At 70.1% G+C, this 21,976-nt stretch carries 13 protein-coding genes and 2 pseudogenes; 11 read left to right on the forward strand and 4 right to left on the reverse strand.

Features of this window, described 5'->3' with window-relative positions; translation table 11 throughout:
- Positions 1-70: 70 nt before the first annotated feature.
- Positions 71-949 (reverse strand): annotated as a pseudogene (locus tag ACFYOH_RS19875) (DUF1152 domain-containing protein); the annotation flags it as partial.
- Positions 950-1,742: 793 nt separating this feature from the next.
- Between ACFYOH_RS19875 and ACFYOH_RS19880 the strand changes: the two are divergent.
- Both ACFYOH_RS19880 and ACFYOH_RS19885 read left to right on the forward strand, forming a co-directional pair.
- On the forward strand, positions 1,743-2,417 hold the full coding sequence (locus ACFYOH_RS19880) for a polysaccharide deacetylase family protein (RefSeq protein ID WP_388627152.1): 675 nt from the start codon (positions 1,743-1,745) through the stop codon (positions 2,415-2,417).
- 610 nt (positions 2,418-3,027) lie between these two features.
- Positions 3,028-5,784 carry an ATP-binding protein gene (locus ACFYOH_RS19885; protein ID WP_388627153.1) on the forward strand — a complete coding sequence of 919 codons (2,757 nt, stop codon included), beginning with the start codon at positions 3,028-3,030 and terminating at the stop codon, positions 5,782-5,784.
- Between the two features lie 131 nt (positions 5,785-5,915).
- Here ACFYOH_RS19885 and ACFYOH_RS19890 read toward each other — a convergent pair whose 3' ends face one another.
- Positions 5,916-6,749, reverse strand: a complete 834-nt coding sequence (locus ACFYOH_RS19890) for a PIG-L family deacetylase (protein ID WP_388627155.1) — start codon at positions 6,747-6,749, stop codon at positions 5,916-5,918.
- Between the two features lie 610 nt (positions 6,750-7,359).
- Here ACFYOH_RS19890 and ACFYOH_RS19895 point away from each other — a divergent pair.
- The 5 genes from ACFYOH_RS19895 (at position 7,360) to ACFYOH_RS19915 (ending at position 14,713) form a co-directional block, all read left to right on the forward strand.
- Positions 7,360-9,612: a HAMP domain-containing protein gene (locus tag ACFYOH_RS19895; RefSeq protein WP_388627156.1), complete on the forward strand. Its 2,253-nt coding sequence runs from the start codon at positions 7,360-7,362 to the stop codon at positions 9,610-9,612.
- A gap of 15 nt (positions 9,613-9,627) precedes the next feature.
- Positions 9,628-11,091 (forward strand): poly-gamma-glutamate synthase PgsB, encoded by a 1,464-nt coding sequence (gene pgsB / locus ACFYOH_RS19900; RefSeq protein WP_388627158.1) that lies wholly within the window; start codon positions 9,628-9,630, stop codon positions 11,089-11,091.
- The gene (locus ACFYOH_RS19905; protein WP_388627160.1) at positions 11,088-11,570 is read left to right on the forward strand and encodes a poly-gamma-glutamate biosynthesis protein PgsC/CapC; all 483 of its coding nucleotides are present in this window, start codon (positions 11,088-11,090) and stop codon (positions 11,568-11,570) included. Before pgsB ends, ACFYOH_RS19905 begins: the two co-directional genes overlap by 4 nt.
- 44 nt (positions 11,571-11,614) lie before the next feature.
- Entirely contained in the window at positions 11,615-12,706 is a 1,092-nt protein-coding gene (locus ACFYOH_RS19910) for an NlpC/P60 family protein (RefSeq protein ID WP_388627162.1), read from the forward strand.
- Between the two features lie 72 nt (positions 12,707-12,778).
- On the forward strand, positions 12,779-14,713 hold the full coding sequence (locus ACFYOH_RS19915) for an ArnT family glycosyltransferase (protein WP_388627164.1): 1,935 nt from the start codon (positions 12,779-12,781) through the stop codon (positions 14,711-14,713).
- Positions 14,714-14,798: 85 nt separating this feature from the next.
- Here ACFYOH_RS19915 and ACFYOH_RS19920 read toward each other — a convergent pair whose 3' ends face one another.
- The gene (locus ACFYOH_RS19920) at positions 14,799-15,458 is read right to left on the reverse strand and encodes an MSMEG_1061 family FMN-dependent PPOX-type flavoprotein (RefSeq protein WP_388627166.1); all 660 of its coding nucleotides are present in this window, start codon (positions 15,456-15,458) and stop codon (positions 14,799-14,801) included.
- Positions 15,459-15,671: 213 nt separating this feature from the next.
- Between ACFYOH_RS19920 and ACFYOH_RS19925 the strand changes: the two genes are divergently transcribed.
- A complete protein-coding gene (locus ACFYOH_RS19925) occupies positions 15,672-17,081 on the forward strand; it encodes an NAD(P)-binding protein (RefSeq protein ID WP_388627167.1) in 1,410 nt (469 codons plus the stop codon).
- Here the strand turns inward: ACFYOH_RS19925 and ACFYOH_RS19930 are convergent.
- Positions 17,048-18,022, reverse strand: coding sequence for a magnesium transporter CorA family protein (locus tag ACFYOH_RS19930; protein ID WP_388627169.1), 975 nt, complete (start codon positions 18,020-18,022; stop codon positions 17,048-17,050). The genes ACFYOH_RS19925 and ACFYOH_RS19930 overlap by 34 nt on opposite strands.
- 267 nt (positions 18,023-18,289) lie before the next feature.
- On the opposite strand from ACFYOH_RS19930, the pseudogene ACFYOH_RS19935 reads away from it, so the two are divergent.
- The 3 genes and pseudogenes from ACFYOH_RS19935 to ACFYOH_RS19945 all read left to right on the forward strand — a co-directional run.
- Positions 18,290-19,087 (forward strand): annotated as a pseudogene (locus tag ACFYOH_RS19935) (FtsW/RodA/SpoVE family cell cycle protein); the annotation flags it as partial.
- 320 nt (positions 19,088-19,407) lie between these two features.
- Positions 19,408-20,463, forward strand: coding sequence for an alpha/beta hydrolase (locus ACFYOH_RS19940; protein WP_388627171.1), 1,056 nt, complete (start codon positions 19,408-19,410; stop codon positions 20,461-20,463).
- Between the two features lie 535 nt (positions 20,464-20,998).
- A complete protein-coding gene (locus tag ACFYOH_RS19945; RefSeq protein ID WP_388627173.1) occupies positions 20,999-21,820 on the forward strand; it encodes a polysaccharide deacetylase family protein in 822 nt (273 codons plus the stop codon).
- The last annotated feature ends 156 nt before the right edge of the window (positions 21,821-21,976 follow it).

A 21,976-nucleotide genomic window follows, 5' to 3' on the forward strand; every position in this document is an offset into this window, starting at 1 on the left:
CGGTACCGCATCCCAGGTTGCCCCGTTCATCAGCGGCAGCGACGACCGGTCGGCAGCTCACCGGAAGGACAGGGAACGCCGGCGGCGGCCGCCGGCGGGGCAGCTCCTCACGGAAGTCGGCCATGGCGGAGCTGATCTGGCGCATCAGGACGGTGTCCGCCAACCGGTCGTGGTAGAGGTTGGCACGGGCCAGAACGGGCAGGTCCACGCAGAAGTACAGGGCCATCAAGGGGTTCACGAACAACTCGCTGTTCCGGGTGCGTTCGGTGAACCGCACGTCGCCGAAGTCACCGCGCACTGCGGCGGCAACGGACCCATTGACGATGCTCGGACGGTCGGCGTGGAGGCGCGGGGCATGGGCGACCGCATCGAGGTAGGCGCCCCCCTCGGGGTTGTCCCGGGTGAAGGAGAAGGCGCCGAGGTAGCCGCCGTCGCGGGCCAGTGCGGCCAGGTTCTCCAGCAGCGAGTGGTTGACACCGTGATAGGCGTCCACCCCGAACCCAGGCAGGCCACCAGCCGGTGCTGAACGTCGTCGAGGTCCGCGACAGCGGCCAAGCTCGCCATGCCCTCTTCCGGAGTGCCGAGCCCGTGCTCGTCCCCCCGCATCAGGATGTCCGTCCCGCCATCCACCAGCACGACCGCGTCCACGCCGCCCAGATGTCCGGCCAGCGCCCGGTAGGCGGACCGGAGGGGTTCGACGCCCGTGCGGGGGAAGGCGTACACGACCGCTCCGGGAAATAGTCACCCCGCAACGGGGTGTCCGGGGGGACGGCGGCAACGTCCTCCGCCACCCAGTGGCCCGGCCCGAGGCCATGGAGATCACAGAAGGACAAGTGGGCCAGGTGGACCTCGGTACCGGCCGACGCAGCGCGAGCGCCAGGGGCAGTGCGGCGTAGACATCGAAGCCGCCGCCCGCACCGGCGACGAGTAGCCGTCGCGCGGAGCGCAGGGCCCCCTGGGGCGCCTGTTCACTCCTGAGACACGTGCACCAGTCACCGCAGATCCGATCGGGCCATCACAGAATGTTACGATCCTTGACATTGCGTGGTCCGATTCGACGTCGGCGGCCTTGTTTCGGCTCGGTTCCTTTCATCTCAGAATCAATGCGACATTCATCACAGATTGGAATTATTAAGCAAAACGACCGGCCTCCCTTACTGTGGTCGGACATCAAGGCTTAAACCGGATGTACCGGCCATCTCCGTCGAGAGCCGAGGGATCCGCGGCCGGGCGACGGAGCCCGCCGCCTGACCGACCCCCGGAGCACTTGGAGCGACCGGTAACCCCCCAGGGCACGGACGCCCAGGGACGTAAATCACCAGCGGACCTGAGTATGGATGCCGCCGTGCCGTCGACCGGCAGCGCGCATGCGCTCAGCCCTGCCTCGACGTGACCAGTACCAGGCACCGATTTGAGCACCGAGTGGTGCCGACGGAGGTAAATCTGTGGCGTTGGCCAGAATCAAAGTGGCAACGGCAACCGTCCTCACCGCGGCGATCGCGGGAGGCGTGCTCACGGCGTGCGGGCAGCACGCAGGTGCGCAGCACGCAGGCGGGCAGCACGCAGGCGGGCACACACCCCAGAGCTCGCCCAGCAGCCTGACTCCCTCGACGACGCCCTCTTCTTCCAGGCCGCACTCGTCGCCCCAGGCGCCGTCGCCCTCGCACGCTTCCCCGTCCGCGTCGGCATCCGACCGCGCGGCAGGAGGAACGCACTCCGGCCGCAGTGGAGGCTCCGCCGCGGTGCCGTCCGGGCAGGCTTCGCAATCCGGCTCGGCGAATGCCTTCGGGCAGCTGCCGAGCGCCCCGGCGGGCTCCGACGCGCTGGTCGGCTACGGGGTGGAGGGCAGCGGCAAGTCCGTAGCGCTCACCTTCGACGACGGCCCAGACCCGCGGTGGACCCCGCAGGTGCTCGCGCTCCTCGCTCAGCACCACGCGAAGGCCACCTTCTGCGAACTCGGGCCGCTCGCCCAGCGCTACCCGTACCTGACCAAGGCGATCATCGCGGACGGGGACCGGCTGTGCGACCACTCGGTCCATCATGACGAGCAGCAGACCCGCAAGTCGGTCGAGTACAACATCCACGAGATCGTCGACGCCAAGCGCGAGATAACCGACGCCGCGGGAAGCGGCGTGAAGCTGATGTACTACCGGGCACCCGGCGGCGACTGGAGCCCCACGATCCGGGGGATAGCCGGCGCCAACCGCCTGCAGCCGCTTGGCTGGAGTGACGACGCCAACGACTGGCGGCGCCCGGGTGTGGACGGCATCCTGCGCAACGTCAACCAGGACTTGCGACCCGGCGCGATCATCTTGATGCACGACGGCGGCGGCGACCGTTCGCAGACGGTGCAGGCGCTCGCCCGTCTCCTCAATCAGCTGGACGCTCAAGGCTACGGCTACGGCTTCCCGGCCTGAGCTCGACGCCGTCCGGACCTTACAGTCTTCGAGGTCATTCGCTGACGGCCCCATCGTGGCAGCCAAGCGGACAACTCCGCTTCATTCGCGCTGAGGCACGCGGCCCCGGACGAAGGGAGCGGAGCCGCGGGTGACATCCGTCTGGCCGGGCTGCCGGGGAGTCGCGAGATAGGTCTGGAACGCCTCGCAACCGATGGGACCGTTACCGAGCTCGTTCTCGTGATTCCCCGGGTGCCGGCATCCAGGGGCGGTGCCCGGCACTGCGGGTGTTGTCGTCCCAGAAGTCCGACCAGGTGCGAGATGAACCATGGCCTCACGCCTGGTACGTGTGAAACGCGTTGGGTGCACATCGGCAGCTTCACCGCGGGGCCGAGAACCCGCACCGCGCCGTTCTGTCGCGGACGTTCGTGGTCGTCGAGTAGGTGGCGCGTCAGGATTGCGACTCGCCCCGAACGCCTCGCGACCGCGCTCACCGCCTACCACTGCGGCTGGCTGCTGGAAAGACTGCCTACACGGTTCCCGCATATTTCCATGGCGCATCGCCCCACCTCGCTAGGCTGACCAACAGGCTGGGAAGCGAGGGAACAGCGTGCCGGAGCAGGAGCGCAGCGTGAGGCGAGTCGGTTCGGTAGGCCCCAGCCGGGCCGGAACGCCCCTGTACGAGCGTGACCACGAGGTGGCCGCCGCGCGGGAGGCAGTGGAGGCGCTCTGCAACCGCCCGGCGGACAGCGGTGGTCCACGTGGCGGGCTGCTGTTCCTGAGCGGCGCCGCCGGACTGGGCAAGACGACTTTGCTGGCCGAGATCCGAGGCATGGCCGCCGCCCGCGGGTGCACGGTTCTCTCCGCGCGCGGCAGCGAGCAGGAGCATACGGTTCCCTTCCACGTCGTCCGGCAGTTGCTGCAACCCGTCCTGGCCTCCTGCACCGAGGCCGAGCGTCGCGAGATCTTCGGGGGCTGGTACGAGATCGCGGGGCCGGCCGTCGGCCTCTTCGCTCAGCAGGCCGGCACCGCCGTGCCGGATCCACAGGGCGTCCGGGACGGTCTGGACTGGGTCCTCACACAGCTCGCCGTGCGCAGGGCGCCGATCATCACGGTCGTCGACGATGCTCACTGGGGTGACGCGGAGTCCCTCACCTGGCTGGCCACGTTCGCCGTGCGCGTGCAGGACCTTCCCGTCCTGATCGTCCTGGGGTACCGCCCGGACGAACTTCCGGCGGAGGCCGCGGCGTTCCGTGAACTCGTCGGCGGGCGCGGGTCACACCCGATCAGCCTGCGCGCTCTCAGCCCTGAGTCGGTCGCGAAGCTGGTCCGCGGCGTCCTCGGGCCGGACGCGGACGATCCCTTCTGCCGCGAGTGCTGGGCCGTCACCGGCGGCAACCCCTACGAGACCGTCGAACTCGTCGCCAAGATCCAGGACCGAGGCCTGACCCCCTCCGAGGAGTCGGCTCATCTGCTGCGAGACCTCGGTGCGTCGTCTCGCGGCACCGGGCTGGTCAAGCGACTGGAGAGGCTCGGCAACCGGGCCGTGCGGCTCGCCTGGGCGGCGGCCGTACTCGGTACCGAGATCTCTCCCGAACTGGCGGCTTCGGTGGCCGGGCTGCCACCGGCCGAGGCTCAGGACGCCACGGACACCTTGCGAGTCGCTCGTATCCTGACCGGCACCAGGACGCTCGAGTTCGTCCACCCCCTCATCGCCACCGCGGTGTACCGGGCCATCCCACCGGCGATGCGGACCGCCATACACGGGCAAGCCGCCAGCGCGGTGACCGACGCGGGCTTGAACATCACCGTCGCCGCCCGGCACCTGCTGGAGACTCATCCGGGCAACGACCCGCAGACCGTGGAGCAGCTGCGCGCGGCCGCGCGGGAGAACCTTCGCCAAGGTGCTCCGGACGCCGCTCGCCGCTGCCTGGAGCGTGCGCTGCGCGAACCGCCCCCGCCCGAGGAACGTGCGGCCGTGCTCTACGAGCTCGGCTGCTCTGCCCTGCTCACCTCCCCGGCCACCACAGTCAACCACCTCTCGGCGGCCTTGGAGCTTCCCGACCTCGACCCCACGCTCAGAGAGGACGCCACTTTCCGCTTGGCCCAGGCTCTCGCCCACAACGACCAGCTCGGCGAAGCGGCCGCTGTGGTGGGGGCCGAGGCCGCCCACGCACGGACATCCGGGGCGCGGCTGCGCCTGCAGGCCGCACACCACCTGTGGCGGGTCTTCGACGCGCGGGAGGTACAGGCGCCTGTCCGTTCCCGTCGGCTCGCGCGGCTCGCCGAGCATCTGTCCGGGCAGAACCCGGGAGAGAAGGCCTTGTTGTGCCTGCGCACCTGGGATGCCACGCTGCGCAGCGAGCCCGCCGAACACGCGCTGGCCGTCGCCACACGCGCCGTGGGGCTCAGCTACACCGACCCCGACTGGGGCTTCGAGCTGCCCAGCATCACCGCGCTCGGATACATGTACGCCGACGAGTGCGACCGCGCGGAGGAGCTGTTCAGCTCCGCCATCGCCGAGTGCCAGCAGGTCGGATGGAGCGGAGCCCACCTCTCCTTCGGCTTCAGCCTCCTCGGCCTGGTCCACTTCCGGCGCGGACTGCTCGTCGAGGCCGAGCGCTGCGCGCGTGAGGCAGTCCGGCTGGCGGACCGCGTCGGACCCAGGTTGCCCGCCAAGTGGTACGCCGTCGGTCTGCTGCTCGACGTCCTGCTGTCCCGCGGCCACTTCGAGGAAGCCCTGAACGTCGCCGAGACGCACGACTTCGCGCCCCCTTACCCCAACGCGGTGGTCTTCCCGGACCCCCAGACGCTGTACGGGCGCCTGCTGCTCGTCCGTGGCCGGCGTAGGGAAGCCATCGCCCAACTCACCGCCGCCGGGGAACGGCTGGAGGCCAAAGGCATACTCAATCCGACCTGGTGTCCCTGGGCGGGACACCTCGCCCTCGCCCTCGCCCCGGAGGACCCCGCAGGCGCCCGCGCCCTCGCAGCGCAGACACTGCGCCGAGCGGAGCGTTACGGCACGCCCACCGCCAAAGGTGAGGCATTGTGCTTCAGCGCGGCGGTGTCCGAGGACGGGGACACCATGGCGCTGCTGGAGCGCGCGGTGGAGACGCTCCGCAAGTCCCCGAATCAGTACCTGTACGCCGAGGCACTGGTCGACTTCGCCATCGGCCTCAGACGCTGCGGCCGTGCCGATCGGGCGGCGGAACTGCTCTTCGAGGGTGCCGACCTGGCGGAGAGGTGCGGCGCGGAACATCTCGCGGCGCGGGCGCAGGCGGAGATCGCCGCCGCCGGCTTACGGTCGAGTGAACTGCGCATCTCTGCGCAGCGGGAAGAGCGGACAGCAGAGCCGGGCCGTGCGGATACTGAGGAGCTACGGCACTGACGTCACCCAGCAGAGGCCAAGCGCCCGGGTCGCGACCACAGGTACACCGGACGGCGCACCGGCCCTCACCTGTCACAGAGCCGGTGTTGCTTGCCTCGGTCCGGGACAGCGAGGATCTCCTGCCCTGCGGATCAGCGCAGTCCGGCGAAGAGGTCGTTCTCGGGCACGGCAGCGCCGGTGGTGTCCTGGACACGTACGAAGGTCTCGACGCCCATCAGTTCGGTGAAGTTCTTCTGGCCCATCTTGAGGAAGAAGATGTTCTCGCCCTGGCTGGCATGCGCAGCCAGCGCATCGAACTTCTGACCGCCGAACGCGCTGGTGTCCACCCATGTGGTGATCTCCGCGTCGGGGAGGCCGATCTCGGCCATCGCGGCGGCCTCGGCGGGATCCGGCTCCTGCCAGTCCGCACCGAACTCGCGCATGACCTCCCCGAACCGCTGCATCATCGAGCGAGGCGCCGTCGTCCAGTACACCTTCGGAGTCTGCGCGGTCATGGCCAGCGCCCTCATCGTGATCCGGTTTGCCTGGATGTGGTCGGGGTGGCCGTAGAAGCCGTTCTCGTCGTAGGTGACGACCACATCGGGTTGGTAGCGGCGCATGAGTTCCGCGAGTCGGGCAGCGCCCTCCTCCACAGGTGTCTGCCAGAAGGATCCCGGGGCTTCGTTGGTCGGCCAGCCCATCATCCCGGAGTCGGCGTAGTCCAGCGTTTCCAGATGACTGACCTTCAGGATGCCGCAGCTAGACTCGAGTTCTTGCCGCCGCATCAAGGCGACGGCTGCCGGATCGTGCCCGGGATCGCCCGGCTTGACACCCCCCGGCCCGTCACCGCAACTGCCGTCGGTGCACGTCACGAGAACCGTGCGAATACCCTCCGCCGCGTACCGCGCGAGGACACCTCCCGTTCCAGTGGCCTCATCGTCGGGGTGGGCGTGCACCGCCATGAGTGTCAAGGGCCGGTCATTCATGTAACAGTCCTCCTGCAGTGAAAAGGCCTCGGTCCGAGTCTGCGCCAGGCGTACAAGTGGTCGCCCCGATATCGGGCGACCGGGCGTAGCGCGGACCCGGGCCTGGATCCCGTCGGGGCGGGCGAGCTCTTCGCCCCTCTGCTCCCCGCCCGCGCGGCGTCAGTTCCTCGGCCGGTGCAACAGCGCCGGCCGCATCGGATGTTCCCGCCGTGCCTGGGAACTCCTGGGCCTTGGCACTCGCCCCGTGCACATCGCTTCCAGGGGTGCCCGTGGGCCTTCACGATTTCGTCGGCTCGTGGCACCGGCCATGCCCCCGGCCCGCCGGTGCGCGGATCAGGACGCGCCGGGCAACGCAGCCGGGGTTGCGACCGCCCCTCGGCGTGTCGGGGGCCGCACGCGTCGGCCGTCGCCCAGTAGCCCGGTTAACGCGTACGACACAGGGACGAAAGTGTGATGATTATGTAATCGCAGGAGGCTAGAGTGTTCGCTCTATCGAACGTTATGGCGCTCGGCGCCAGTTGAGGAAGGACCCCCTGCCCTGCCCTCCGCCGCCCGGGCGCCGCGCCGGCACCGCCTCCGCCGCCGCGCCGATATGCCGATGCTTGGCGGGGTGCGCCCGCCTATAGCCGCACTCGTCGTACTCCTGCTGGTGGTCGCCGCCCTGACCGTGATCGGCCTCGGCGGCGTACACGCCGAGCGGGTGCCGCAGGCCGTGCTGAACGGCGAGCAGCAGATCGCCGCGGACACCGCGCAGTCGGTGCGCACCGCGATCGACGTCGAGGCGAGCACCGTACGCCGTACGGCCAACGCGTACCCGGCGACGAGCGCATCCACGCCCACGACCGCGCTCCAAGCGCTGACCTCCGCCAGGAAGGCGGTCCTCGGCAAGGCTCTGCTCGACCCGCGCACCGGCAAACTGCTGGCGGCCGGCGGCAGGCCGGTGCCGCTGGCCGGGGTGGACGTCGTCCAAGCGGCGTCCGGGCACGGGGCGGTCCCGCCCCGGCTGGTGACCTCGGGCGGCACGCGGCAACTGCTCTACTTCGCCCGGGTCACGCTGCCCGCGCTGCAGGAGGACGCCAACCAGGACCAGTTCCAGGCCCCGAGCCGGCCCGACCGGCAGTGGCTGCTGGTGGTCTGCGAGACGCTCCCCGCCCTCACGACGTACGGCGACGGACGCAGCGCCGAGGTGCTGGACGCGCGCGGCACGGCGCTCGCCACCACGTCCGACGGCGCGGCGTCGCCGGCCGTCACCGACAGCGGTCTGCCCGCGGCGGCGGCCCGCGCCGCGAACGGGTCGGGGCGTGACACCGACGCCTCGGGAAGCATGCTGGGCGCCGCCACGGGCTCCCGGCGCACGGTGGCCGGCTGGGCCCAGGTCGCCTCGGCGACCGGTCCGGGCGACACCGACAACCTCGGTCTGGTGGTGCTCACCTCGCGCGCGGTGCCCACGACGACCGCCGCCGCCGACTACTCGCGCTTCGCGCTCGAGGCCGCGGGGGCGCTGGCCGGGCTCGCGCTGCTGCTCGGGCTGGTGCTGCACTTCTTCGTGCAGCGGCCGCTGCTACGGCTGTACCTGTCCGCCGGGCGCCTGGCCCGGGGCGCGACCGAGGACGGACCGGGCGCGTTCGAGGAGCTGTTCCGGCCGGTTCCGGTGCACGGCTTCGGGGAACTGGCCCGGATCGGGCGGGCACTGGAGTCACTGCGCCTGCAACTGCTCGGCGAGAGCGGCCCGCAGGAGCTGCCGGCCCGGCGCGGTCCGGGCTACCGGGCGCTGGCCGTGGTCGGCGTGGTGGTGGTGGCCTGCTGGGCGGTGCCGATGATCTTCATGCTGAACCGGGCGGACACCGCGACCGCGGTTCCGGTTCCGGTCCTCGCCGACCAGCAGGCGCGCACCCAGGTCGCGGCGAACCGGATCCGGCAGTCCCTCGACCAGTCGTACACCGACCTGAGCGACGTGGCGGCCGGCCTGCCGGGCCGGAGCCGCGCCGCCCAGACCGAGGTTCTGCGGCACACCCTCGCCGACCACAAGCAGTACCGCTCGCTGTATCTCCTGGACCGCTCGGGCGGCATCACGCTGAGGGTGGGCGACACACCGCTGCGCACCCTCGTCCACGTGCCCGACGGCGGCGGGATCACCACCGTCAACACCTCGGGCCGGATCCCGGCGATCGCCGCCTACGCCCAGGTCCGCGCCGTCAAGGGCAAGGCTCCGGCGGCCGGGGTGGTCCTGTTCGGCGAGATCGACGTCAAGGCGCTCAACTCCGTTCTGCCCAGGCCGAAGCTGGGCAGCGTCTGGGTGACGAACGACGAGAACAAGGTGCTGGCGGCGAGCGTGGGCTACCGCGCCTTCCAGTCGCTGCCCGACTCCGGCCTGACCCGTCTTGCCCGCGCCACCCAGGGCGCCCCGGGGGCCGCGGGCACCGCGACCTCGGCGGCGCTCCGCACATCCTCCGGCGCTTCGGTCGACGCGGCGGCGCCGCTGGCCCAGAGCGGCCCGACGGCCCGCCTCGGCTGGCACGTGGTGACCGCGGAGCCCGCGGCGGCGCTCCAGATCCCCGCGGTGCAGGCCGAGCAGCGCACCATGCTCGCCGGGATCCTGGGTCTCACCCTGGGCGCGGCCTGCCTTGGCTGGCTGCATGTCGTGGTGATCCGGCCGCTGCGCGCGGTCGCCGTGCTCGTCGAGCGGCTCGCCGGCGGAGACCGCCGCACCGTGCTGCACCCGGTCAACCACGACGAGGTCGGCTCGGTCACCCGCAGCCTGGAGCTGATGCGCCAGGCCCTGGCGGAACGCGACCGCGCAGCCAGGTCCGGCCATACCGCCAGGCCCTCCCGGTCCCTGCGCGAGCAGACCCTCCAGCGGTAGAAGGATGGAATCGGCGTGCTCTTCCTCTATGTCATAGTCCTGCTGTGCTGCGCCGCGCTGTGGATCGCCGGAATCCTGGAGCAGCAGCGGCACTTCGCCTCGCTGGAGCAGATACCGACGCGGGTGCTGGTCAACGGGATCCGCGGCAAGAGTTCGATCACCCGGCTGTGCGCGGGGGCACTGCGCGGCGGCGGCCTGGTCACGGTGGCCAAGACCACCGGCACCGCGGCCCGGTTCATCCATCCGGATGCCACCGAGGAGCCGGTGTACCGCAAGTTCGGGCTGTCCAACATCGTCGAGCAGATCGGCATCGTGCGGCGGGCGGCGACCTACCGGCCGGACGCGCTGGTGATCGAGTGCATGGCGGTGATGCCCGCGCTGCAGGAGATCAACCAGGAGAAGCTGATCCGTTCCACGATCGGCGTGCTGTGCAATGTCCGCGAGGACCATCTGGAGGAGATGGGGCCGACGCTGGACGACGTCGCCCGCTCGCTCTCCCGCTCGATGCCCGTGGGCGGGGTGTGCGTGACGGCGGAGAAGGACCGCTTCCACATCCTGCAGGAGGAGGCCGACGCCCGAAACTGCAAGCTGGTCTACGCCGACCCCGAGACGGTCACCGACGAGGAGCTGCGCGGCTTCAGCTGGTTCACCTTCAAGGAGAACGTGGCGATCGCGCTCACCGTCGCCGAACTGCTCGGCGTGGACCGGCAGACCGCGATGCAGGGCATGTGGGACGCACCGCCCGACCCGGGCGTGCTGTCGGTGGAGCGCTACGTCACCCCGGAGGGCAAACGGCTGCGGTTCGCCAACGTCTTCGCGGCCAACGATCCCGAGTCGACGCTGATGAACGTCAAGCAGCTGGAGGATCTGGGCGCGATCAGACGGCCGCTCAACGTGGTCATCAACTGCCGCCCGGACCGGGTGGAACGCAACGGCCAGATGGGCGCGATCGTCCCCGACCTGGCCGCCGAGACCGTGTTCCTGATCGGCCATCCGACCAAGAGTGCCCGCGATGCGATTCCGTCCGGCTTCACCGGGCGGGTGGTGGATCTCGGTGGCGACCGCCGGGACCCCGCGGAACTGACCGCGGCGATGCTCGCGGAACTCGGCCCGGCCTCCTCGCTGGTGGCGATCGGCAACATCCACGGCCAGGGCGAGCTGTTCCTGGAATGCCTCGCCGAACTGCCGCTGGACGACTCCGAGGACCCGCTCGACGCCGTTCCCGACGGTGACGGCCTGGACCAGGAAACCATGCAGATCGCGGTGCCCCGGCCGCGGATCGCGGTGGCCCGGCCGCCCGAGCCGGAGCCGTACAGCTGGGTCGCACCGCTGGAGACACCGGCGTACGGCTTCCACATCCCGGAGCAGCGCGAACTCGCCCGCCGGTTCGCCGCCCGCCAGGGCCGGCCCGCCGGCGAGAGTACGCAAGGCGCCCCGCACCACTCCTACGATCCGTCCCAGTCCACGAGGAACCCGTGATCCCCGCCCACCTCACCGCACAGACCGCCGCGCTCGGGATCGCCCTCGGGCTGATCTTCTCGCTCGTCTGCTACCTGACGACCAATCTCTCCCCCGGGGGGATGATCACCCCTGGGTGGATCGCCCTCACGCTCATCACCGACGTGCAGATGGCCGCCCTGATGGTCGGTGTGGCGGCGCTCACGTACTTCATGACAAAGCTGGTGCAGCGCACGGTGATTCTCTACGGCAAGCGGCTGTTCGCCGCCGTGGTGCTGTGCGCGGTCCTGATGCAGACCACCGTGATGCTCGCGCTCAGCCACGAGTTCCCGCTGCTGTACACGTCACAGACCCTTGGTTTCATCGTCCCCGGCCTGGTCTCCTACCAGATGGTCCGCCAGCCGATGGCGGCCACACTGATCTCGACCACGGCGGTGACGCTGGCCACGTACGTGGTGCTGGTCTCCGGTCTGCTGATCGGCCTGCTGCCCACCAGCTGACCTGTCCACCGCACTCTCACCTCGCACTTCCAAAAGGATCGGCCATGCACTCCGAACCCACCGGCACACGCAGTCGCCCGACGCGCCGCGCCGTGCTCTGGACGATCGCGGGCGTGGCGGCCGCCGGGGCGGCGGGCGGATACGCCTGGGACCACCTCGGGCACGACCGCGGCGGCGGCGACGACCTCGGCGGTACGGCCGCCGACGGCACGGGCACCACCCCGAGCGCCCGGCTCACCGGGCCCCACACCTTCGAGCGGCTGTCCGCTCCCGACCGCACCGTGGTACGCGCCGCCGACGGCGGCACGCTCGCCACGTTCACCGACGGCGCCCGTACGGCCGTACTCACCGGCCCCAACCGCACCTTCGGCGAGCCGCGGACCACCGAGGCCACGGTGACCACGGACGCCTGGGTGCGAGTGCTGCCCCACGAGTGGCAGCAGGGCATGGAGAAGTCCGCCTGGTTCAAGGGCTGGTTCCGCAAGGCGCTCGGCGACACCAGCCCGGACGTCTTCGCGGTGGCGTTCGAGTACTCGAGCGCCGGGGCGCCCGACAAGCACAACGCGGCCGGGGTGCGCTACGCGGGCACCGCCCACTTCGGCCCGCGCAACGCCAAGGTCAACAACCCGCTGGACTTCGCCTACCACGACGAACAGTCCGACTTCTACGACTATCTGGGCATTGACTGGACCTTCCCGGACGGCACGCGCGTGCAGCCGGAGCGGGCCCGCTACGGCGACGTCGACTGTTCCGGCTTCCAGCGTCTGGTGTGGGGCTACCGCATGGGCGTCCCCCTGCACAACACCAACACCCGGGGCCCCGGACTGCCGCGCCGCGCCTTCGCCATCGCCGCCTACGGCCCCGGCCGCCTGGTGATCCCGGACAACGGCGAGCAGCCCACCGACCTGGGCGCCCTGCAACCCGGGGATCTGGTCTTCTTCGCCATCATCAAGGACCGGCCGAACTTCATCGACCACTGCGGCATGTACATGGGCCTCGACGACCAGGGCCGGCACCGCTTCTACTCCAGCCGCTCCGCCGCCAACGGCCCCACGTTGGGCGACCTGTCGGGCCGCTCGCTGCTGGACGGCACCGACTTCTACGCCCGCGGCTTCCGGGCGGCCCGCCGCCTGTGACCCCGCCGCCCGATGAGCCCGCCCCCTGTGCCCCACCGCCTCACCTGACCTGCTGATCCGAGGACCACTGCCATGACCGCCGTCTCCGCCGTCCAGCCCACCGGCGCGCACCGAGGCCGCCGGGCGGCCGGCCGCCGCTCCGTCCCGCCGGAAGACGCCCCGCGCTGGGAGCGCCCGGCGCTCGCCACGGTGCTGGTCGTCGCCACGGTGCTGTACTCGTGGGGCATCGGGCACGCCGCGCTCCACCCCTTCTACGGCGCGGCGATACGGTCGATGGCCGACAGTTGGCGGGCCTTCTTCTTCGGCGGGCTCGACGCGAGCGGTTCGATCAGTATCGACAAGCTGCCCGGCGCCTTCTGGCCCGACGCCGTCACCGTCTGGATCTTCGGTCCGAGCACGTGGGCGGCCGCGCTGCCGCAGGTCGTCGAGGGCGTGCTCACCGTATGGCTGTTGCACCGGATCGTACGGGCCTGGGCCGGGCCGTTCGCCGCGCTGATCGCCGCGCTGACGCTCACCTTCACCCCGATCACCGTGGTCCTCAACAGGGCCACCATCCCGGACACCGCACTCACCCTGCTGCTGGTCGCCGCTGCCGGAGCGCTGCAGAAGGCGGTGCGCACCGAGCGGTTGCTGCCGCTGATCACCTGCGGGATCTGGGTCGGGCTCGCCTTCCAGACCAAGATGCTGCAGGCGTGGCTGGTGCTGCCCGTCTTCGCCGCGGTCTACCAACTCGCCGCGCCCGGGACCAGGTTGAACCGGGCCCTGCGCGTCCTGCTGGCCGGCGCGGTCGCGCTGGCGGTCTCCTGCTCCTGGGTGCTGATCGCCTGGGTGACACCGGCCGCGAACCGCCCGTACCTCGACGGCACGTCCAACAACGATCCGTTCACCCTGGTCTTCGGCTACAACGGACTGAGCCGCTTCGGCAGCGACTCCACCGCGTTCGGCGCCGTCGCGGGCACCGCCGCCAGCCGCACCACCGGCAACACCGGCTGGGGCATGCTGATCAACCACACGGTCGGCCCGCAGATCGCCTGGTTCCTGCCGCTCGCCGTGCTCGCCGCGGTCCTGGGCGTCGTCTGGCGCGCCGGGCAACCGCGAACGGATCCGCTGCGCACGGGATTTGTGATGTGGGGCGGCTATCTGGCCGTACACGCCCTGGTGTTCAGCTCCTCCAACGGCAACCACGCGTACTACACGGCCGTCATCGCCCCGGCACTCGCCGCGCTGGCCGGCGGCGGGCTCGCGCTCTTCCGATCGGAGTACGAGGCGCAGTACCAGCCGGTGCACGAGGCGGAGCACGGGACGGGCGGCCGGCGGCACATGGCGCTGCCGGCGGCGATCGTGCTGACGGTGGCGTGGGCACTGGTACTCGACTGGCCGACCCGGTTCGTCTCACGGCTGCTGCCGATCGCCGTGATGCTCGCGCTGTGCGGCGTGGCGGGCCTGTGGACCCGCGGGCCGCGCACCGCCCCGCGGATGGTCCACGCCGCCCTCGCCGGCGGGATCGCGGCCACCCTGGTCGTACCGGCAGGCTGGGCCATCTCCAGCCTCGACCCGCTCTACGCGGGCGCCGCCACCTCGCCGATGACCGGTCCGGTCGGCAAGGCGTACGGCGTCCACCACCGCCACGCTCCGCAGCGGGTAGGACTCGACCGGCCCAGCGCCCGCGACACCGCCCTGCTCGACTACCTCACCACGCACCGCCACGGCGAGAAGTACCTGCTCGCCACCCAGGCCGCCTACACCGCCGAGCCCCTGCTGCGCGCGAAGTCCGAGCCCGTCCTCGTCATGGGCGGCTTCACCGGCAACACCCCCTTCCCCACCGCCCAACAGCTCGGCAGCCTCGTCACCACCCGCCAACTGCGCTATGCGCTGCTCACCACCCAGCGCCCCACCACTCCCGCCACCACCTGGGTGAAGTCCCACTGCACCCGCATCCCGCCCACCGCCTACGGCCGCCGCACCGCCGGCAGCTTCGCCCTCTACGACTGCAACACCCAGAGGTGAGGCGCCCCCGCCGAACCTCCCGCAACTGATCTCGGGGCGTGCTGGTTCGGCGGGCTGGTGGTTCAGCAATCGCAGGGTCTGCCCGCTACTCGTACCGGTACTTGAGCGAATCCGCCTCCGCCTGCTCGATGTCGGCGATCGTCAGCTCTGGCATCCGCAGCTGGGCCAGCGTCACCTCGGCCGAGGTCGGCTGGGCGTCCGCCGGCAGCCACTGCTCCGGCTTCCAGGCTCCGCTGCGCAGGAGCGACTTGGGGCAGTGCGGGTAGACCTCCTCGATCCCCAGTACCAGCGCACTGGCCGGCGGCTTGCCCACGGCGGTCAGCTGCGACAGCAGCTCCGGACGGGTGGAGACACAGGCCCTGCCGTTCACCCTGAGCGTCGTGGTGCGCCCGGGAATGACGAACAGCAGCCCGGCCCGTCCGGTGGCGATGACGTTCTGCAGGGTGTCCAGACGCTTGTTGCCGGTCGCGTCCGGTATCGCCACCGTCCGTGCGTCCAGGACGGCGACGAACCCGGCGGGGCCGCCGCGCGGGGAGACGTCACAGTTCCCCTCGGCATCCGCGCTGGCGACCAGGACCAGCGATGAGCAGCCAATCAACTGCCGGGTCTGCTCGGTGAGTTCGGTCATCTGCTTCCGCACGGCCGCGTCGCTGGGGAGTTCGTAGACCCGGCGCAACGCCTGCTCGTCGGGCACGGCGTCGAGGCGGAGCGAGTCAAAGGCACTACTGGCAAGGGGTGTCGTCATGCCTCCGACCCTAATGGGCCGACCCAGGATTGATCTTGGTCAGGTGGCGCGGGGCAATAAGCACGGCCTCGCGAGGTGCCTGATGCGTGAAGATCAAACAGACCCGCGCGGCCATGTCCCGTCCTGCCTTCTGCGGGCTGTCGCGCCAAAATCTGGGCGAGTTGGTCGCGGAACGCGCCCCGCGCCGGGCGGCGGGCTGTGAGTCCGGGCGTCATGGGCGACGTGAGGGCGACCGTCGGCGGGAAAGGCCCCGAACGACAGGCCGTCACACCCACCTGGGCCGCCGCTCGAAGTGCGACATCGACCAGTGGCTGCCCGCCCGCCCTCGGCCCCTCCCCGGTACGCGAGCGAGCACACCGCAGCTTCCCCAAGGAGATCGAGCACTTCGACATCGACCGAATCGTCAAGGCCTACGGTGCGGCCGCCCGCAGAGCGCGGGAGGGCGGCCTGGACGGCATCGAGATCGCGGCCATGGCCGGCCACCTGATCGACCAGTTCTGGTCGCCGCGCACCAACCACCGCACCGACGAGTTCGGCGGCACTCTGGAGAACCGGCTGCGCTTCGGCCACATGGTGCTCGAAGAGGTCCGCAAAGAGGTCGGCGACGACTTCGTCGTCGGCATGCGCGTCCCCGGCGACGAGGGCGCGGCCGGCGGCCTCACGCCCGCCGACTGCGTCGGCATCGCCACGGCGATGGCCCGCACCGGCAAGCTCGACTTCCTGTCCGTCATCTACGGCTCCGGCAACACCGACCGTGAACTGGCCGACGTCATCCCGGTCTACGGTCGACCGCTGGGCGCCCACCTCCCGGTGGCGGCCGCGATCCGCAAGGAGGTCGGCATCCCGGTCTTCCACGCCGCCCGCATCGCCGACCTGCCCACCGCCCGGCACGCGATCGACGGCGGCTACGCCGACATGGTCGGCATGACGCGGGCGCACATCGCCGACCCGCACATCGTCGCCAAACTCCTCGCCGGACAGGAGGAGCGCATCCGTCCCTGCGTCGGCGCCACCTACTGCGCCTCCCGGGTCGAGACCTTCTGCCTGCACAACCCCGCGACCGGCCGCGAAGCGGTGATCCCGCAACTGGTCAGCCCCGCGCCCACCACCAAGCGGGTGGTCGTGGTCGGCGGCGGCCCGGCCGGCCTGGAGGCCGCCCGCGTCTGCGCCGCACGGGGGCACCACGTGGCGCTGCTGGAGGCCGCCGACCGGCTCGGCGGCCAGATGATCCCCGCCGCCCGGACCCCCCGGCACGCAGAGAAGGCGGGCATCATCCACTGGCTGGCCCAGGAGACGAAGCACCTGGGAGTGACGGTACGGCTGAACTGCCTCGCCGAGCTGTTGAGTGCACTGGCCGTCGTCCAGTTCCAGGACGATCTCGCCCTGCAGCACGAGGCCGTAGTCGACGGTCGGCGTCGTGTGCATACCGTCGGGCTCCAGTGGCTCGTCTCGCTGACGGACCGGCTGCGGGACACGCTGGCCACAGCGTCGCCCGGCGAGCGCGGATCGACAACGTGCCATTCGGCCGTCGAACAAGTCCTTGGCCACGCTCTTGCCGCGTGTGCGGTTCACGCCGGACAGGCACGGGGTCATATCCAGTCCTTGCGTTTGAAGGCCCAGTAGAGCAGCACGGATGCGACGACCATGACACCGGTGGAGGTGAGGAAGCCGACGTGGGTGTTGACACCCGGATACGGAACGTTCTGCCCGTAGAAACCGGTGACGGCTGTGGGCACGGCCACTATCGACGCCCAGCTGGTGACCTTCTTCATGATCAGGTTCATGCGATTGCCCTGAACGGTCAGATTGGTCTCCATGATGGACGTGATCATGTCCCGCAGTGACTCGGTCCACTCGGTGGCCCTGAGGACGTGGTCGTACACGTCCTGGTAATAGGGAAGCAAGGGCTCGGCGACGATGTGCAGGTCACGCCGGAGAAGGCTGTTGACGACCTCCCGCATCGGCAACACTACGCGGCGCAGCTTGGTGAGGTTCTTGCGCAGCGCGTAGGAGTCCCGCTGGACGGAGTCCATCTGCTCGCGCCCCTCGTCGAAGAGCAGATCCTCCACCGCTTCGATACGGTCGTCGAGTTCCTGCACGGCGGCGAAATGCCCGTCAACGATGTGGTCCAGCAGTCCGTGCAGCAGGAATCCCACGCCGTACTTGGCGAGATCGCTGTTGTTGTCCCAGCGTTCGACGACCTTCTCGATGTCGAACCGGTGGTCGGGGCGGATGGTGATCAACGCTGTGGGCGTTATGAATACCGACAATTCACTTGCGGTCAGCCGGCCACCGGTCTCGTCCGCGCTGACGGCGTAGGCGCTGAGGAAGGCATGGGTGCGGTAGCGGTCCAGCTTTGGCCGCTGATGCTCGTGACGCGCGTCCTCCACCGCGAGCTCGTGCAGTCCGAACTCCTCGCTGATCATCGCGAAGTCGGCGGAGCACGGATCGCACAGGTCGAGCCAGACCGCCACGTCCGGATCATTCACGTAATCCGAGATGTCAGCGGTCGGAAAGTCCTCCAGGATCAGGGAGCCGTTGCGGTAGAGCCGTGTACGAGTCATGGCGACGCACCATAAGCCGCCTCGGTAAGAAGCCTGCCTCTGCGCTCGTTGCCTCCCACAGGTGCATGGCCGGGGCTGACCTGGTTGAGCAGGGTCTTCTTCTCGCCGCGCCGGCACACCCGGACCGACCGTCGATCGCCGACGTCACCACCGACCGGCATGCGTGGCCATACGGTCTGGCCCACCCTCACGGCCACCGTCGAGGACTCCGTCGACGCGGGCGCGACGTGCGCCCAGCCCTGGTCCGAGGCGCCGCTGCTCCACCGTCGGTTCTTCGCCGGATACCTGACACTGCGCAGGGACGCCCTCGCGCTCGCCGGGCGGCGCCTCATGGGCATGTATCTGCCGCGCGGGCGGCAGTTGGGCCCCGTCGCGGCCGTGTGGATCCTCAGCCTGCTCGTCCTGATCTTCGAGCGGGACCTCGGCACCTCGCTGATCTTCTTCGGCCTGTTCGTGATCATGTTGTACGTGGCCACCGAGCGCACGAGCTGGGTGGTGTTCGGCGTCGCCATGTTCGCCGTCGGCGCCTTCATCGTCGGGTCGTTCGAACCGCACGTCCACGGCCGTGTCGTCGCCTGGCTGCACCCCATGGACATCTTCCTCCCGCCCGACAAGCGCCCGCCGGGCCTGGTCTCGGACCAGGCCGCCCAGGCACTCTTCAGCTTCGGCTCGGGTGGCATACTCGGCACCGGCCTCGGCCAAGGGCACCCGGAGCTCATCGGCTTCGCCGGGCGCAGCGACTTCATCCTCACCACGGTCGGCGAGGAACTCGGCCTGACCGGGGTGACGATCGTCCTGCTGCTCTACGCCCTGCTCGCCGAGCGCGGCCTGCGCACCGCCCTGACCGTCACCGACCCGTTCGGCAAACTGCTGGCCGGCGGCCTGGCCTCGGCGCTCGTCCTCCAAGTCTTCGTCGTCGTGGGGGGAGTCACCGGACTCATCCCGCTCACCGGCAAGGCGCTGCCCTTCCTCGCCCAAGGCGGCTCGTCCATGGTCGCCAACTGGCTGCTGATCGCCATCCTGGTCAAAGTGAGCGACACCGCCCGCCGGCCGCCCGCCCGTCCCGCCCGCCGATGTCAGCGCCGCCGAAACCCAGTTCGTACGACCGTGAGGCCGGCATTTCCCTCGGGGACAGAGCGGAGGCACGATGTTGTTCGACGTGAGCCCCCTGGACCTGCTCGTCCTGGCACCTCACCGAAACTGGGCAGCACCCTGACCTCGGCCCCCGCCGCTCACCGCAAGCGCACGGTGTTCAAAAGCGCCGGCGTCCCCATGCAGGCGGGACCCTCGCACGACGTCGGGCCGACGGCAGCCCCCTTCGCCTGCCCGGATGTGATTCCGTGGGACCTGGCTGCCGAGAGACATCGACAACTGGGGGCTTGACCATGAGTCTGACGGGGACGCCATTTTTCGTCGCGCTGATCGCGGCCACCACACTGTGCGTGATCGGCACCATGCTGCTGTGGTCGCGGCTCCGGGGCCCCCACACGCTGCGCTGGCTGCTACGGCTGCTGATGATCGGCCTGTGCCAGCTCACCGCGATCTCGGTGGTCGCCACGTGGATCAACAACGACTACGGCCTGTACGCCTCCTGGGACGACCTGCTGGGAAGGAACACCGGGGCCGTCGCCATGCCCGGACCCCCTGCCGACCGTGCCAAGTTCACCAACAGCGGCACAGGGCTGCTGGACACCTACTTCCGCGGCCGGCACTCCGCGCTTTCCGGGCAAGTCGTCGTCTGGACGCCGCCGCAGTACACCCAGCCCCGGTACCGCCACACCAGGTTCCCGATCGTGCTGCTTCTGCACGGAGTGCCGGGCAGCCCCGCGTCTTGGCTGGAACACGGCGGCATGCCCCAGGACTTCCAGCAGCTGATGACCGCGGGCACCACACACCCCTTCATTCTGGTCATGCCGGTGGTCGATCCGGGTGGCATCGACACCGACTGCACCGATCAGCCCAACCGAAAGGTTGCCACCTGGATGGCGCGTGACGTGCCGGAACTGATCAGCCACAAGTTCCGCACACTGTCGGGTCCCAAGGGCTGGGGTGTGATGGGCTTTTCCACCGGAGGCTTCTGCGCCGCCCGACTCCCCCTTGCTTACCCCAAGGTCTTCGGCGCCGGCGCCGCGCTGGACCCCGACCCGCTGACCGGTGACAAGGGCGTGCTCAGGGACCCGGCGGTACGGCGGCGTACCAGTCCCACGTACATGGTGACGCACACCACCGCACCGGTGAGCCTCTTCCTGGCCACTTCGGCGGAGGACCGGCTCAGTCCGCCGCACTACATCGAACAGTTCGCGAAGGCCGCAGCCGGCACACGCGTCCAGACCCGGACTCTGGTGCTGCCCAGCGGCGGCCACAACTACAACACCTGGATGCGTCTGTACCCGGTGGCCTTCAACTTCCTCAGCCACCACACCGACGCACCGAAGGGATGAGGAGCATGGGAATCCTCAGTGATCGGCGGACTGGCAGCGTGGTCGTACACGGCCCGCAGCGCCTCGAGGAAGGCGTTCCTTCCGCGCATACCGCACTCCCCCGCCCTCACTGTGCTGAACTCGCAGATGATCGGTCGATGCTCAAGTCCCAGCGAGTCTTGTCCGCCTCCCAGCTGGTGACGTAGGCGCAGCGGTAGGCCTCGACAGGTGGCGGCCACATGGACAGGCCCGGTCCGCCTTGGAGATGGCCGTAGCAGCCGGGGCGGCGTGCGCGGCGGTCGTCGGGACCGGGAGCGCTGCAAGAGCGGCGGCCGCGGCAGCGTACGTACGGGAGGCGCGAGCCCGGCATCAATCCCCTGGTTGCATGGTTGCGCAAGCTGGCAAGCTATGCTCGTACGTGAACTGGCTCCAGGCGCCTGCCGGATGAGCGCCGCACCGAGCCGGGCGGGATGCCGCGACGGAATCCCGCCCTCTTGTCCGGTGTCGGGGGACGGGAACGCAGGAACACTCAGGCCACGAACAGGGGGAGCACGGGATGCGGGAAGGAACCCGGGCGGTGCTCGCGGCCGCCACCACAGTGGTCGTCGCCGCGGTCCTGGGCCCGATATGGGGCGGTCACACGGGCAGTGCGACGGACGACCGGCCGGAGGGCCGGGGTCGGGCGATCGCCTCGCCCTCGTCGCCGCTCTACACCTCCGAGCAGCCGCCGGCGGACCAGAAGTCCGTACCGGATCCGCACCTGCCCGCCCCGGTGGTGAGCATGGACATCGCCCATGCCTCGGACCAGGGTGCGCACGCCGTCAACATCACCGTCGACGACGGCCCTGATCCGGTATGGACACCGCGTGTGCTGAAGGTGCTCCGCGACAACGGCGTCAAGGCGGTCTTCTGCATGATCGGGCGGAACGCGGCCAGGTATCCCGACGTGCTGCGGCAGGTCGTCGCCGACGGGCACCGGCTGTGCGACCACAGCGTCCGCCACGACACGGCGATGGACCGCAAGCCGGCCTCCTACCAGTACGGCGAAGTCGTCGACGCGGAGCGGATGATCGAGCGCGCGTCCGGCGGGGTGAAACCGTTGTACTACCGCGCGCCCGGTGGCGCCTTCACCCCGTACAGCCGCCAGATCGCCGCGTCGCTGGGGATGCGCCCGCTCGGCTGGAACATAGATACGGAGGACTACCGGCGGCCCGGTGTGCGGACGATCCTCAGCACCGTGGAACGGGAACTGCGCAACGGCCCGACGATCCTCTTCCACGACGGCGGCGGGGACCGGTCGCAGACGGTGGCCGCGCTCGCCGCGCTCCTGCCCCGGCTGAAGGAGCAGGGCTACGTCTTCGGCTTCCCGGTGCGGTGAGGCAGCCGGACCATGCCGGAGTACGACAGGGTGAATTCTGGTATTTGGTTCGCCAATTTCCCCCCATGTGCAGGTTGTGAATCAATTGCACCGAGTTGGTGAACGCGCCATGCGGCGAAGGATGTCTGACAGGCCGTAAAGGGCCTACCGGCCCGT

The organism is Streptomyces sp. NPDC007856 (genome assembly GCF_042868225.1).
In the GTDB taxonomy this organism is placed as follows: domain Bacteria; phylum Actinomycetota; class Actinomycetes; order Streptomycetales; family Streptomycetaceae; genus Streptomyces.

Excerpts from the sequence above, each read along its gene's own strand:
- ACFYOH_RS19890 (WP_388627155.1), bottom strand. The coding sequence starts at position 6,749 with ATGAATGACCGGCCCTTGACACTCATGGCGGTGCACGCCCACCCCGAC.
- ACFYOH_RS19920 (WP_388627166.1), bottom strand. The coding sequence starts at position 15,458 with ATGACGACACCCCTTGCCAGTAGTGCCTTTGACTCGCTCCGCCTCGAC.
- ACFYOH_RS19940 (WP_388627171.1), top strand. The coding sequence starts at position 19,408 with ATGAGTCTGACGGGGACGCCATTTTTCGTCGCGCTGATCGCGGCCACC.
- ACFYOH_RS19910 (WP_388627162.1), top strand. The coding sequence starts at position 11,615 with ATGCACTCCGAACCCACCGGCACACGCAGTCGCCCGACGCGCCGCGCC.
- ACFYOH_RS19930 (WP_388627169.1), bottom strand. The coding sequence starts at position 18,022 with ATGACTCGTACACGGCTCTACCGCAACGGCTCCCTGATCCTGGAGGAC.
- ACFYOH_RS19915 (WP_388627164.1), top strand. The coding sequence starts at position 12,779 with ATGACCGCCGTCTCCGCCGTCCAGCCCACCGGCGCGCACCGAGGCCGC.
- ACFYOH_RS19925 (WP_388627167.1), top strand. The coding sequence starts at position 15,672 with ATGGGCGACGTGAGGGCGACCGTCGGCGGGAAAGGCCCCGAACGACAG.
- ACFYOH_RS19945 (WP_388627173.1), top strand. The coding sequence starts at position 20,999 with ATGCGGGAAGGAACCCGGGCGGTGCTCGCGGCCGCCACCACAGTGGTC.